General features: G+C 47.6%; 9 protein-coding genes and 2 pseudogenes. 8 read left to right on the plus strand and 3 right to left on the minus strand.

Annotation, left to right across the window (positions count from 1 at the left end):
- Positions 1-155 precede the first annotated feature (155 nt).
- The 3 genes from ACE3MQ_RS26450 (at position 156) to ACE3MQ_RS26460 (ending at position 3949) form a co-directional block, all read left to right on the plus strand.
- Positions 156-1499 carry an MATE family efflux transporter gene (locus tag ACE3MQ_RS26450; RefSeq protein ID WP_379398466.1) on the plus strand — a complete coding sequence of 448 codons (1344 nt, stop codon included), beginning with the start codon at positions 156-158 and terminating at the stop codon, positions 1497-1499.
- Between the two features lie 102 nt (positions 1500-1601).
- Entirely contained in the window at positions 1602-2279 is a 678-nt protein-coding gene (locus ACE3MQ_RS26455; RefSeq protein ID WP_379398468.1) for a stalk domain-containing protein, read from the plus strand.
- 317 nt (positions 2280-2596) lie between these two features.
- Entirely contained in the window at positions 2597-3949 is a 1353-nt protein-coding gene (locus ACE3MQ_RS26460; protein WP_379398470.1) for a copper amine oxidase N-terminal domain-containing protein, read from the plus strand.
- 65 nt (positions 3950-4014) lie between these two features.
- On the opposite strand, the gene ACE3MQ_RS26465 is transcribed toward ACE3MQ_RS26460, so the two are convergent.
- Together ACE3MQ_RS26465 and ACE3MQ_RS26470 are read right to left on the minus strand one after the other, a co-directional pair.
- Entirely contained in the window at positions 4015-6045 is a 2031-nt protein-coding gene (locus ACE3MQ_RS26465) for a fructose-specific PTS transporter subunit EIIC (RefSeq protein WP_379398472.1), read from the minus strand.
- A 104-nt stretch (positions 6046-6149) separates the two neighbouring features.
- Positions 6150-8099, minus strand: a complete 1950-nt coding sequence (locus tag ACE3MQ_RS26470) for a BglG family transcription antiterminator (protein ID WP_379398474.1) — start codon at positions 8097-8099, stop codon at positions 6150-6152.
- Positions 8100-8277: 178 nt separating this feature from the next.
- Here ACE3MQ_RS26470 and ACE3MQ_RS26475 point away from each other — a divergent pair, with 178 nt between their 5' ends.
- From ACE3MQ_RS26475 to ACE3MQ_RS26490, 4 genes and pseudogenes are all read left to right on the plus strand, one after another.
- Positions 8278-9273, plus strand: a complete 996-nt coding sequence (locus ACE3MQ_RS26475) for a Gfo/Idh/MocA family protein (RefSeq protein WP_379398476.1) — start codon at positions 8278-8280, stop codon at positions 9271-9273.
- A gap of 377 nt (positions 9274-9650) precedes the next feature.
- Positions 9651-10190, plus strand: a pseudogene (locus ACE3MQ_RS26480) (LamG-like jellyroll fold domain-containing protein); the annotation flags it as partial.
- 87 nt (positions 10191-10277) lie between these two features.
- Positions 10278-11441, plus strand: a pseudogene (locus tag ACE3MQ_RS26485) (right-handed parallel beta-helix repeat-containing protein); the annotation flags it as partial.
- Positions 11442-11586: 145 nt separating this feature from the next.
- A complete protein-coding gene (locus tag ACE3MQ_RS26490; protein ID WP_379398478.1) occupies positions 11587-12192 on the plus strand; it encodes a PsbP-related protein in 606 nt (201 codons plus the stop codon).
- Here the strand turns inward: ACE3MQ_RS26490 and ACE3MQ_RS26495 are convergent.
- On the minus strand, positions 12164-12610 hold the full coding sequence (locus tag ACE3MQ_RS26495; RefSeq protein ID WP_379398480.1) for a prepilin peptidase: 447 nt from the start codon (positions 12608-12610) through the stop codon (positions 12164-12166). The two genes, ACE3MQ_RS26490 and ACE3MQ_RS26495, sit on opposite strands and share 29 nt — an antisense overlap.
- A 263-nt stretch (positions 12611-12873) precedes the next feature.
- Between ACE3MQ_RS26495 and ACE3MQ_RS26500 the strand changes: the two genes are divergently transcribed.
- Positions 12874-14250, plus strand: coding sequence for a hypothetical protein (locus ACE3MQ_RS26500; RefSeq protein ID WP_379398482.1), 1377 nt, complete (start codon positions 12874-12876; stop codon positions 14248-14250).

The following is a 14250-nucleotide window of genomic DNA, read 5'->3' on the forward strand; positions in this document are numbered from 1 at the left end:
AAATTCCATGTAGTATAGGACAGCTTAGTATCGGACAGCAGCACCATCAATCTTACCTAATTGCAAACTAAATAATTATAATACTGAGCTGGAAGGGGAGAAATCTCCTTCTATTTTTTGTTTGCTATGATATAGGGGGGAGGGGAGGTTGCGACATGAAGCAGCATGATTTTACGAAGGGGAATATTTGGAGGCAGCTTGTCATATTTTCGGCGCCGCTGTTGCTTACGAATTTACTCCAGGTATCTTATCAATTCATCGACAGCTTGTGGGTCGGTAATCTGCTGGGAACCAACGCGCTAGGAGCTGTGGCAATATCCAGCACGGTCATATTTACGGTTCTGTCCTTCATCATCGGGATCAATAATGCGGCACTCACCATTCTATCGCAGGTTAAGGGCAAACAAGACGAACAGGGTTTAAAAAGTTATGTGAATGCATTTTCCGTTATCCTAGGCATGATCGCTATCGTGCTAGGCGTAATTGGATTTGTATTTGCGGAGAAAATTCTACTCCTGTTGGGAACGCCAAGCGAGATGATCCCCATGGCTACAAGTTATTTGCGAATCAACTTTTTGGGCATTCTGTTCTTGTTCGGCTATAACTTTATTAGTACGGTGTATCGGGCGCTGGGCAATAGTAAAACGCCGCTGCGGTTCGTCATGATTGCGGTTGTCTTGAATGCGGTACTCGATCCATTGTTTATTTATGTGTTTCAATGGGGGATTCAAGGCGCGGCCTATGCTACGGTCATTGCCCAAGGGGTGGCTTTCTTCTATGGACTTGTGCTCAGCCTACGCCGCAGGTTCATTCCTTTTTCAATTCCAGAGTGGCCCAAGAAAGCGGAAGTCTCGCTTATATTAACGCAAGGTATTCCTTCCGGTCTGCAAATGATGGTCATTTCTGCGGGTTCAGCGGCGATTATGAGCGTTGTCGCATCGTTCGGGAAGGATACGGTGGCTGGCTTTGGCGCGGCGCAGCGTCTGGATAGCCTCATTATGCTTCCGGCTCAAGCGCTTGGCGTGGCTGTGACAAGCATGGCGGGACAAAATATTGCGGTGAAGCAATGGCAGCGCGTGCGAAAAATTGCCGGGTATGCTATTTTGCTTAATTTAGCGATTATGCTATCTATTTCGGTGATCATTTTTATATTGGCCAAGCCGGGGATTGAAATGTTTATCTCTGAGCCGGGGGCCGTAGCGTTTGGGGCATCTTATGTGCAGATGATCGCCTTTCTCTACCCTTTTTTAGGCTTGAACTTTATTTTTAACGGCGTTGTGCGTGCTTCGGGAGCGATGCTGCAGGTGCTTGTCCTGAATATCATCTCCTTCTGGATTTTACGGTATCCGCTGACTTACTGGTTTGCCGGTTTGGTTGGCGAGAAGGGAATCGCGGCAGGCATTGGCTTAAGCTTCATTATTAGCAGCGTAGTCTCCTATGCATATTACCGTTTCGGACGCTGGCGGGCAAAGAAGCTGTTCGCAGAGGCCAAAGACTGAAGTTTATAAAGTTGCTATATAGTGCCAATATACTATATTCTTCGACCTACTCCGATGCTATAATATCTTAAAATTTATTAAAATGAATGGAAGGAGAATATGATGAAGAAGAAATTGGCGCTTATACTCGGCGGGGCTGTGCTGTTATTCGGCGGAATGAGCCTAGGGGCCGCAGCTAGCTCTCAGCTGCAAGAAATCAAGGCATTTCTGAATGGAGGCATTAAAGTTAGAGTCGATGGAGATATCGCTCAGCTTAAGGATACAAACGGCAAAGCCGTGCTGCCGATTACGTACAATGGCACTACATACCTGCCTGTAAGGGCTGTAGCGGATGTACTGGGCGTGCCCGTGAAATACGATGCCCAGACAAACGAAGTACTGCTGGGTGAACAGTCGGAGGGGGTTCCAATCAAGCAGGAGGATTATAATAATACGCTGTATTCCAAGGATCCGAGTGATACTACACTCCAAGGACACGATTATAAGGAAGTGCTCTATAGTGCTCCTGGAATGAATATGGATTATACGGCAATAAATCCGAACGGAAAGTACATGAAGCTGTATCTGCAATTCGCGGCGATAGACAAAGAAGTAGAGCACGTTGAAATTATAGATCAAGACAAAAATGCTCTGCTGAAAAAAGTCGAAGGAATCACGCCTGAAAGCGGAATGCAAACGATCGAAGTGGACATTACCGGTGTGAAGAACATTTCAATTAATGTGAAGAAGGACAAAGACGGGGGATATATGATTCCGTTGACAACTTCCTACTATAAATAAAAACTAAGAGCTCCGCATTTACAAGGAGCTTCAATAGATGCCTCCTGCTAGCTTAAGCAGGGGGACTTTTTATATACTCCATGTCCTATGTCTGGATACTTTTTTTAATAGAAGCAAAATAAATAGCGCGATATGTGACTTTTGTATTTGATAAATAGTGCAGTGTGGGATTTATTTCCCTGGACATTGGTTTGGTTGACAATGAAAGATCTAGTCGTAAAGAGCTGATTTTCGACAAACTTAGAGGTTTTATCGCAATATTGGCGAAACTTCGTTAGACGAAAAAAATCAATCACAATGAAGAAGGAGAATGCAGAATGATAACTTTAAAGCGCAAATATTACATACTCTTCGTCGTTCTGGCTATGCTTACGGGTGTTTTTGCATGGCCGCAAGGGAATTCGCAAGCCGCTAAAGCCAGCGATTCATTCATCCAAGAAATAAATAAGCAGTACACGGAGATTCGCGATGAATTCAGAGGTCAGTATGATTCCGATTTGAAGCGGATTCAGGGGGATTTTGAGCAATTCCTGCAGAAATCCAGAGAGGATCAAAGTACACTGGAGAAGCTATTGGATGATGATTTGGCATACCTGACGCAGCTGCTGAAGGAGGATCATAAACAGCTCCAAGCGGCTTATGGCAAGCAATCCAGCTACCAGAGCAAATTGCAGCAATACGAACGGGCGATTAATCCGCATTATTCTTCCGGCCCGTTATGGAGATATAACAAGGAAAGCGATAAGAGCTATTCCTCGAGCATCCATTGGAAATTCAACAATGAAATTAACCCTAACTATTCCAGCAGTCTGATGTGGAAATACAGCAATAATGTCAATCCATCCTATTCATCAAGCATCATGTGGAAATATGCCAATACGATGAACCCGAGTTATAGCAGCAGCTTAATGTGGAAGCTTACTAATGAGAGCAATTCCTCCTATTCCTCGAGCACAATGTGGAACTATGCACGAGGCGGCATTAGCCTGACCACGGCGAAAGACAAAATGGCTACGATATTTGCCAATGCGAGAAAGGATCTTCAGGCCGCCCGGGATCAATCCGTAGGTGAGATGAATAAGCTTAAGGCAAATACGGAATCGTCCATTATCGCATTGCGGAACAGCAGCGCAGAGAAATTGCTGCAGCAGCGGGCCAGCAGCCTTGCAGAGATTTCGTCGATCAGAGAACGCAACTTCGGAAAAGGCATTACACCGAATAAGCTGCAAATCAGCTTCGATAAGATCAGAGTCATCATTGATGGAGAAGTAATGGCCTTTGAACAACCGCCGGTGATGAGAAATGGCAGTACGCTCGTTCCGATGAGAGCTATCTTCGAGCGCCTAGGCGCTACCTTGAAATGGAACGCTCAGACCCAATCCGTTGTCGCAACGAAAGACGAAACGAGAATCGAGCTTACCTTGGGCAGCAAAGCGGCGAAGAAGAATGGACAGGTGATTAACCTGGATGTACCGGGGCAGCTGGTCGGCTCGCATACGATGGTGCCGATTCGCTTCATTAGCGAGTCGCTAGGAGCTGCCGTGAAATGGGATAGTGCAACACAGACCGTCTATATTACAACAACAACCGCGGAATCCGGGGATATCATGCCTTCCGAAACGGAGGAAGCGGTACCTGGAACCGGAAGTGACACTACAACAACAGAATAAAATAGCTAAAAACAGCCCCTGAGCAGAATCGTTGATCCTTGCTCGGGGGCTGTTTGCTTCTAACTTTAATGAATCTGATCCAGAAGCGCGTAAGCCTCCTGTTTCGTTTGCACCTTCAATAGCTGATCCCGGAAATCATCATCCATCAGCTTGCGGGAGAGCATTTGCAATATTTTGAGATGCTCGTTTCCTGTGTTCTCCGCAGGAATTGCAATCATGAAGATGAGCTTAGCCGGCGTACCGTCTACGCTGTCCCAATCGACGCCGTCTGGTTTGATTCCGAATACGACGCGCGGCTCGATGACTGCGTTCGATTTCCCGTGAGGGACGGCGATGTTCATGCCGATTCCGGTAGAGCTTTCCTGCTCGCGGCTAAGTATCGCTTGTTTGAACTGAGAGGAAGAGCTGATTGCGCCATCCGCTTCAAGCTTCCCGATTAGCTCATCGATAACGCCGTCACGGGACGTTGCTTTGAGCTCTGTCTCAATCAGATCAAGACTGATAATATCCGTTAACCTGCTGACCGATTTATGTTGGTTTGCGGGCTCAACCGTTTCGGAGATTTTAACGTCGGCTTGAGTATCGCCTCTAGCTTTAGATTTATCACTAGTGCTCTTCCCAGCCTTGAAATCTGCGACTGCTCTACTCGCAACAGTTCCACCTGCAACCGCTGCGTCTGCAGTAGCCGAGTGGGTCGGGGCCACGTCCTTCTTGAGCAGCTTGATCATAAGCGCTGTGACGAGCGAGCCGATAATGACGGCTACAAAGAACATAACCACGTTATCTACCGCACCTAATACGGCAACGATTGGCCCGCCGTGAGCTACCCGATCACCGACCTGACCCAGCATAGCGATGACAGAACCGGTCATGGAGCCGATCATGATGCTGGGAATGACGCGCAGTGGATCCTGCGATGCAAAAGGGATTGCCCCTTCCGTAATTCCGAACAACCCCATCGTAAAGGAAGCCTTCCCTGATTCCCGCTCGGTGTCATGGAATTTCTGCTTGAACAGGAAGGTTGCGAGTCCTAGGCCGATCGGTGGAATACAAATGGCTACGGCGATCGGGCCCATGATTTCATAGTTTCCTTCGCCGATCATGGCTGAACCGAATAGGAAAGCAACCTTATTCACCGGGCCGCCCATGTCAAAAGAAATCATCGCCCCGAGAATCAAAGCGAGCAGGATGGAGCTAGTGCCTTGCATGCTCGCAAGCCAGGAAGTTAAGAACTCAAAAAACTTTGCAATCGGCCCGCCGAGCAGAAGTATAAAGGCTAAGCCCACGATCAACGATGCCAATACCGGAATGATGATGATCGGCATAATAGGGGCAAGCGCTTTAGGAACCTTCCATTTCTTGATCCACAGCGCCACATAACCCGCCAAGAAACCGGCGATGATCCCGCCGATAAATCCGGCGCCGGCTTCACTACCGTAGAAGCTGCCATTTGCGGCGATGAAGCCGCCGATCATACCGGGGGCAAGGCCAGGGCGGTCAGCTATACTAAAGGCGATAAAGCCTGCCAAGATAGGAACCATAAATGTAAAAGATGCGCCGCCGAGACTTTCAACAATTTTCCAGAAGGAGCCCTCCGGAATTTGCAGCCCGCCTGGGGTTGGTTCACCCCCAATGGATAAAGCGATAGCGATCAGAAGGCCGCCTACGACGATAAACGGAACCATGTAGGATACTCCGCTCATCAAATGGCGGTAGAACTGGTTTTGCTTAGCCGCCGGTTGCTTCTCACTGCCGCCGGACGTCTCTTGTCCCGGCTGCGCTTGGTACAGAGGCGCTTGTCCGCGGATCAGCTTCTCAATCAAGGCCTCGGGGTTTCGAATGCCGTCCTGTACTCCGGCGACCAACAGTCTTTTGCCGACGAAGCGGCTTTTGTCCACGTGTTTGTCTGCGGCAATGATTATGCCGTCCGCTTGTGAAATGTCCTCTGCTGAAAATTCATTTTCTACTCCAATGGAGCCCTGGGTTTCCACTTTCATACTAACGCCCAGTTTGTCAGCTGCTTTTTGCAAATTTTCAGCAGCCATGTAAGTATGGGCGATGCCGTTAGGGCATGAGGTAATGGCTAGAAATTTCATTTGGCAAATCTCCCCTGTGTTTTAAATCGTTTATATATAAATATTAACCTAATAAAACAGAGGAAAAGTTTTAATTTTTACCGCAGCTTCCGGCAAAATGTGTTTTATAAGAGCGAGAAGATGTCCTCAGGCTCCTTGGCCCGGATCAGCTGTTCAATAAGAGACGGCTGCTCGCTCAGGAGGGAGAGGCGATGAAATAGTTTTTTCGTATTTTCCTGCTCCTGGTTCCGCAGCGCCAGCATAAACACGATCGATACCTTATCCTGCTCCCATTCGAGCGGTTCCTTCAACGTAGCAATGGCGATTTGGGATTGCTTCACCAGCTTGGGATCGCCGTGTGGGATCGCTATTCCGCCGCCAATGGTCGTCGCCGAGACTCTTTCCCGCAGCAGAGCCTGGTGGGCGTAATCCTGCTCGACATAGCCATTGGCATACAGGCTGTTAGCCAGTTGCTCAATAATTTCAAAGCGGTGGGAAACCTCGACCTGAGAGTAAATGAGTGCAGGCTTCGTATACATTTGCAAAAAAGAGGCCGATGCTTCCAACGGATGTTCTTCCAGTCGTTCAAGTAAATTTGTAATTTTTTTCACATCGACAGGGTCTAACAAAGGAGATACCACGATATAGGGGACGTCTACTGCGTCTATATCGTTCAGTGGAATTGTGGATACGATAAAATCCACCGGGTGATGCTCTAGGTATGTATTTAAATCGGCTCTTCTGACAGAATCCATGACCTGGACTCCGCTGAATTTTCGTTCCAGCTTCGTACGCAGGATTTGCGAGATGCCCACTCCCATATGACACACGGTTACGATATTCTTAATGAGCCTCGTCTGCTTGTTTAACCGTTCGATCGCTGCCTGAAAATGCAAGGTAAGATAAGCGACCTCATCCTCGGGAACGGTGAAATGAAAGTTATGGCCTAGCTCGTTAGTCGCATAAATGACCATACTAAACATATAGGGATACATTTTCTTAATATCCTGGAGCAATGGATTCGTTACGCTCAGCCCGTAGCTCAATCGATGGATCGTTGAGCTTAAATGAATACTCAGCCCTTCCTTCAGCGTAAGATCCCGTTCAAAATCGATGAATGTAAGACTGGACATTTTCCGCATGAGCGATTGCACGATCTCTGTGACCTCTGCGGTAATTTTCAGCGGGTGTTCCGTCAGCCTTGCGCTATCCAGCCGGGTTCGGGAACGGATCTTCGCTCCGAGGAGATGCGCTGTTAAATAAGCGAGCTCACTTGAAGGGAAGTGTACCGAGAAGTAACGCTCCAGCTGCCGAATGAAGTCCAGCGTCCATTGGTACTCTCTTTTCTCCTGAATAAAGGCTTGTTCCTGCTCCGAAAAGGAAATCGGTTGATTGAGCTTCGTTCGGCGAATCATGAGCAGCGTGTGAATCAGCAGATTCTCGAAGGCTTCATCTGTAAAATGAAAGGCCTGCTTCTCCTCCAGCCGTCTTAATTCACGGGTTACGAGGTCTATCTCATAGGTTTCGAACCTCTTTTTTATAAAATCGTTGGTCGAGGTTTCGATTAGCAGGGATACTTTGGACAAAGCGGCCCGCTTGTCCTTCTCAGCTCCTTCAATGAGGATGCCCACTCTTTGCTTGGAGACGATCTCGAGTCGTCGTTTATGAAGCCATGGATTTAGGGAGTCCAGATCCCTTTTGATGATGGCTCGATTGACATAATACTTCTCTGCCAATTCCTGAAGCGTAGTTGGTTTGGTATTCATAAGAAGCTCGTAAGCGATGGCGGCAATTCGGTTATCGTCCCGTTCATACCCGGTATCCGGGGTGGAGCGGAATAATCGATCGAACAGCTTGGCCCGCTCATGCTCCTCAATGTCCAGATCCACCCCGATTCCCGGTTTCCGCAGCAGCTTTGCCTTTCCCTGTTCGGCCAAATAAGCATCAATGGCTTCGAAGTCGTTCCGGATCGTCTTCTCTGAGCAGTTCAAGCTCGCAGCCAGATCGCGCACGACAAAGGAGCGGCCAGGCTCGCCCAGCAGCATTCGCAAAATCTCTTGTTGACGTGTATTCATCGTTCAGATCAACACCTTGTTTAAATTCTTGTTCATGATCATGCTTAAATCGCTCTCATTATAGCTCAGTCGACATAGATATCCAACCAGCATGGTGATCGCGACTAAAAATTGGTAGTATGGGATGAGAGTACATAAAAATATTTTGGTTGCGAAAATAGGGATATGGAGGAATGGCATGAAAGAGAACACGGGGAAGACAATTCGTTGGGGCATCATGGGGACAGGCTGGATAGCCGAGCAGTTTGCCGCAGATTTAACGTATGTCACCAATGGGGAAGGAGCTGCAGTTGGCTCGCGTACCCGGAATAGTGCCGAGCAGTTTGCTGCCAAGTTCAATATTCCCCGCGCCTATGGGAGCTATGAGGAATTAGCAAACGATCCCGAGATTGATGCGATCTATGTGGCGACGCCGCATCCTTTTCATCGAGACAATGTGATAACCGCTTTGCGGGGAGGAAAGGCCGTGCTGTGCGAGAAGCCGATTACGGTGAACAGCCGGGAGCTTGAAGAGATTATTGCACTGGCTAAAGAGAAGGGCTTGTTCTTGATGGAGGCGATGTGGACGCGATTTTTGCCGCCGATCATTAAGGTCAGGAAGTGGCTGGAGGAAGGCCGGATCGGTGAAGTGAAGCTGGTCAAGGCGGAATTCGGTTTCCGCAGCGACTGGAATCCAAGCGGAAGATTGCTGAATCTAGAGCTTGGAGGCGGTGCATTGCTGGATGCGGGGATTTATCCGGTATCGTTCGCCTCGATGATTTTTGGTGCGGATCCAGAGAAAGTTTGGAGTACAGCCCACATCGGCGAGACCGGGGTAGATGAGCATTTTTCGATTTTGCTGGATTATGGACAAGGACGTTCGGCGTCGCTCCACGGGGCGGTTCGGCTTGACCTTACGAATGAAGCGTATATTTACGGAACAGAAGGCTCGATTCACATTCCTTCTTTCTTGAATGCCAAAACGGCAACTCTTCAGGTGAGAGGTCAGGAGGCAGAGACGGTGACGGATGACCGGATAGCTGTGGGTTATGCCTTTGAAGCCGAAGAGGTAGGCCGATGTTTGCTAGCTGGGGAAACGGAGAGCAGTGCAATAACATTGGCGGAATCGCTAGGCATTATGCAGCTGCTTGACCAGGTGCGCGCCCAGTGGGGAGTAAAGTATCCATTTGAGTAAGGCGTAGGCAATATTTCAAAAGACTTCAATGGGAACCTTGACGGACTTCAATGTCTTCAAGGTTTTTTTATTGAATAAGCAAACCCCTGAACACTCCCTATTAAGGTAAAAAAACTATAATATGTAAAAATGATTATTGATGTAACCGCTTTAAAAAACTAGCATAACTAGTAGTACCCGCGTGCACCGGGTGCAAGCCTTATAGCAAAAGGGAGGTGAGTATTCGTACTGCTCCAGGAGATTCAAGGAAAAGTGCTAGTATATCCTTTATTAATGGAGGTATTGCAATGAACTCTAAAACATCCGTTATTAAGCTTAGCCGATCATTTAAAATCCATCCTTGGAAAATCATCGCTATCGTCTTATGTATTGCGCTTATGCTTCCATGGCTGCCTGGAGGTCAGGCCAGTGCGGCAACTCTCTTTAGCGATGATTTTGAAAGCGGTAACAGTAGTAATTGGACGCATACTACAGGTACTTGGTCTGTAGTGAAGGACGGGAGCTCTAACGTATATGCCCAGACGAGCACAAGCGAAGGACGTACATCCGTCGGAAATGCATCCTGGAACAACTATACGATACAAGCCGATGTTAAAGTAGATAATTTCAATGGCACCAACCGTACGTATGTGGCGGGGCGCTATAAGGACGGCAACAATTATTATGCAGCTTCTCTGTACAATAGCGGGGGAGGCAAGCTGGAAATTCGCAAGAAGGTAGGCGGCTCCTCCTCGACGCTCGTTACTAAGGATTATGCGCTGTCAACGGGTGTTTGGTATAACGTCAAGCTGGAGCTCTCAGGATCTACCCTCAAAATGTACGTGAACAATACGCTGGAGCTGACAGCAACGGATTCCAGCCTGTCTGCGGGAGCAGTCGGCTTCGTTACAGGCAAGTCTCTAGCTAAATACGATAACGTTATCGTATCGGAAGGGGCAGGAGGGGGAACGCCAACAGATCCAGATCCGAACCCGACTGACCCGGATCCGCAGGAACCCGCTCCTGCCGAGGGAGATCTCTTCGTAGCGGCGAATGGCTCCACCAGCAACCCTGGAACCTTGGATAAACCGACCACGCTTGCAGCTGCGATTACCAGAATCGCTCCAGGCAAAACGATTTATATGCGCGGAGGAACGTACAGCTTTGACTCGACCATCACGATCGAACGCGGCAATAACGGAACCTCCAGCGCCCGCAAAAGCCTGGTTGCTTACGGCAGCGAGAAGCCTGTCCTGGATTTCTCGGCCCAGGCCTTTGCTTCAACGAATCGCGGCATTCAACTATTCGGACACTATTGGGTCATTAAGGGGCTTGAAATTAAAGGCGCTGGAGATAACGGTTTGTATATCGGCGGCAACTACAATCGGATCGAGCAGATCGAGGCGCATCATAACCGGGATACGGGCATCCAAATCGGACGCTATGCTTCAACCGCGCAATTCGATGAATGGCCCAGCTATAACCTCGTGATCAATTCATATTCTCATGACAACTATGATCCGGATGATGGGGAGGATGCGGATGGCTTCGCAGCCAAGCTGACCGTCGGCCCGGGCAACGTATTTGACGGCTGTATCGCGGCTTATAACGTCGATGACGGTTGGGATTTGTACACCAAATCCGATACTGGCCCGATTGGAGCGGTCACGATCCGCAACAGCATAGCTCATCATAATGGCCAGACTTCCGATGGCACTTCGACGACGAATAGCGATGGGAACGGCTTCAAGCTGGGCGGAGAGAAAATCGGGGTCAACCATATTGTCGAGAACAGCATCGCCTTCCAGAACAAGAAGCACGGCTTCACTTATAATAGCAACCCAGGCTCTATTCAAATGAAGAACAATACATCCTGGTCGAACGGGCAGAGCAATTTCGCCTTCGATAAGGGCACGCATATTTTTACGAACAATTTATCCTTCCAGGGCGGAGCAAGCGATAAGACGAGTGGGACGGATGTATCCAGCACGAACGTATGGTGGAAGAACAAAAAAAGCGAGAATGCCAAAGGACTGTTGGCCAGCGCCGCGGATTTCGTCAGCTTGACTCCTTCGCTGGCGCGGAATAGCGACGGTTCTCCAAATCTCGGCAATTTCCTGAAGCTTGCGGCGGGCAGCGATTTAATCGGCTCGGGCACGCCTAGCGGAACGAATATTGGGGCACGCTAGACCCTAATATTGATAAGTTTGCCTAAGCTCATTTCCACTCTAATCAGAAGAGTGGAGATGGGCTTTTTTTCGTATAGGTTACACGCACCAAAGGTTGTCACATTCTTACTGAACTGGTAATATACCCTGAGTAAAGGAGGAGGTCATGAAGAAATCATTATTAAGATCACTGTTGATACTTATTGTTTTTCTAGTAGGCGTTCAAGTATTTCAATCCTTTAAGGGAGATGACTCTAAGGATACTGCGGTTCAATTAAGCGACAACGAGCAGTTGGCGAGTCTCGGATCCGATTCAGCTCCTGCTCAGGAGCATCCAACGATCAAGGACGACGACAACATTCAAGAAGAAATGGCGTTAACGACTTATGTCAATGAACGTTACGGCTTCAGCATCGAGTATCCCAAAGCCTGGAATATCCAAGAGGATTCGCCGTCGGGAGATGGAACTATGCTATATAAAGAAAATGGCGATGAGATTCGCGTGTATGGAGGTTATTTACTTGGAGAAGAGTTAGACCGGCTGGAAATAAACGAAGCCATCTCGGAAGGAATTGATATCAAGTCATTTAAAACATACAAGGGTAAGGAAGGATCGTTCATCCAGCATGAAGCTTCAAACACGACCACTATTCAGTACATTGTCTATGGAGAAACAACCCATTGCCATTTATATGCTAAAGTGTCTACCAAATACTATGAGATGCATAGGGAGCTATTTAGAGTTATGGCAGAAAGTATAGTTGTAGAATAACCTCGCTTACATATATGACTATAGCTGCCGCGGACAGGAATGGAGCAAAAGGAACGGATAAGATCCTTCCGCGGCGCAAGCCTCTTACTGCCCCTACATAAATCAGGGCTAGCACACTGCCCGATAGAAGCACATAAATGTTGGCATACCAGCCCACCCAAGCCCCGATCGCCGATAATAGCTTGATGTCTCCTGCCCCGATATAGAAATTCCACTTGGATTTGGCTATGAGCAAAAGTATTGAAGGAACAAGAATTCCAAGCAAGGATTCGAACAGGGACAGGTACAGCCAACTGTTAAGCAACCCCAATACAAGCACGAAAATCACTATCCGATTCGGAATCATTCGACATCTCATATCACGGATGCTGCAAATTAGCAGGAGAAGAAGGAAGACGATCGCAAACCCTATTTTCATAGAAAAACCTCTCCTTGTAATTGGTTAAGGACGCCAATATTCTCTCGCATTTCCCGTATTTTGTCAAAAAATGTACCTCCTACTTTATTCCTGTTTTTGAAATCTTGTGAATCTTAAGACCTTTGAGACTGGGTAATAAGTCCATATTCAGGATTATTTATACAAATAAGGTATTGTATGCTCTATAGGTTACTTGTATAATGTCAGCATTAGCGAGGTAAATATTACTAATAAAAAGATTTTTTTCTTTAGTAGGTGAACATATGAAGCTGCTTATCGTTAGTGGTGGGTTTCATAATATCGTGATGCAGTACTTGCCTAAAAAGACAGCGGTTATTCATCCTCAAGCCCTAAATTTGCAAAATTTGTCGGATTATCTGGACGGCGGCAATCCCCTTGGCGAAGGTATTCTCATCACGGATGAAGCATTTACGCAAAAGCCGAGCCTTGACCGGGAGCAGCTGACCAAGCTGCTGGAATGGATTGAGGTGAACAGTACTCCGAGAATCCCCGTTGTTCTGATCACTCGGGACTTCATGAAGCCTTTTGAACTGGGCAGGCTGACGCAAAGATTTGACCACTTGAAGATTATCATTTGCGATACGGTACGAATACCAGCGGAAGTATTTCAACGCTCATTGGAACAGATAGGCCAGAAAGATACTGTTCCCATACATAATGATTTAAAGACAGAACCCAACATCATGAACGAGACCCCACGGGAAGCAGGTCAAAGCGGGAAAAAGCGCTCCTTCTTCGACCGTTTCCTTTCGAAGCCGGAGTCACCCGCTGAGCCAACTGCCACCGACCGTTTGACGAGGGATATAGCCAATATAAGCCGCGGAATAAGCAGAGTCGTTGCAGTTACCGGCCATCGCGGAAACGGATTGACCAGTACCGTCGTCAATTTGGCGCATGAAGCAAACAAAAGAGGGCTTAGCAGCATCATTATCGACATGGATGCGGAATATCGCAGCATGAATATGTATTTTAGCCGATTCCACGACAGAACGAATAAAGACGAGCAAATGAGCGCATCGCTGATTCGTACCCTGGCAAGACCTCAGGATTATATGACAACCGCTTTTAATATCAGTGACCATTTCTGGCTTACTTCATTAGGGTACTCCTTCGATGACCGCAAGCTGATGGAACAATTTTATAACAGCGAGAAATTGGTAGGCTTGATTTCCGTATTGCGAACCAAATTCAATCTCGTGCTATTAGACATGCCGTTGGACTTATTCAGAAGCTTCCAAGAAACGATGATTCATATTGACGTATTTGGCTTATGCATACCGAACAATTTGCATGCTGTTCTCAGCACGGCTCGTAATGTGGAGGTGGTTCTTGATCGGGAAAAGGCCTCTTATTTTAATGCAAAATCGAAGGTGATCGTCACGAAATATAACGATCGCTCGCGCTTTCAGGGATCTTTGTTTGCACCGGAAAAAGTAAATGAAATACTGGCTTCAGGAATCAGCGCCTCCTTTCATTATGAAATGAAGACGGCTGGAGTGGTTCCGTACAGTCATAGCTTTGATTCTCAAATTGAGACAGATATTCCCGTTGCGAACACGGGCGCTGAATTTGAGAAGGCCTTTGGACAAATGCTTCTAAGATTAATGGAGGGTGCGTAA

The sequence above is a fragment of the Paenibacillus lentus genome (genome assembly GCF_042714055.1).
GTDB lineage: Bacteria > Bacillota > Bacilli > Paenibacillales > Paenibacillaceae > Fontibacillus > Fontibacillus lentus_A.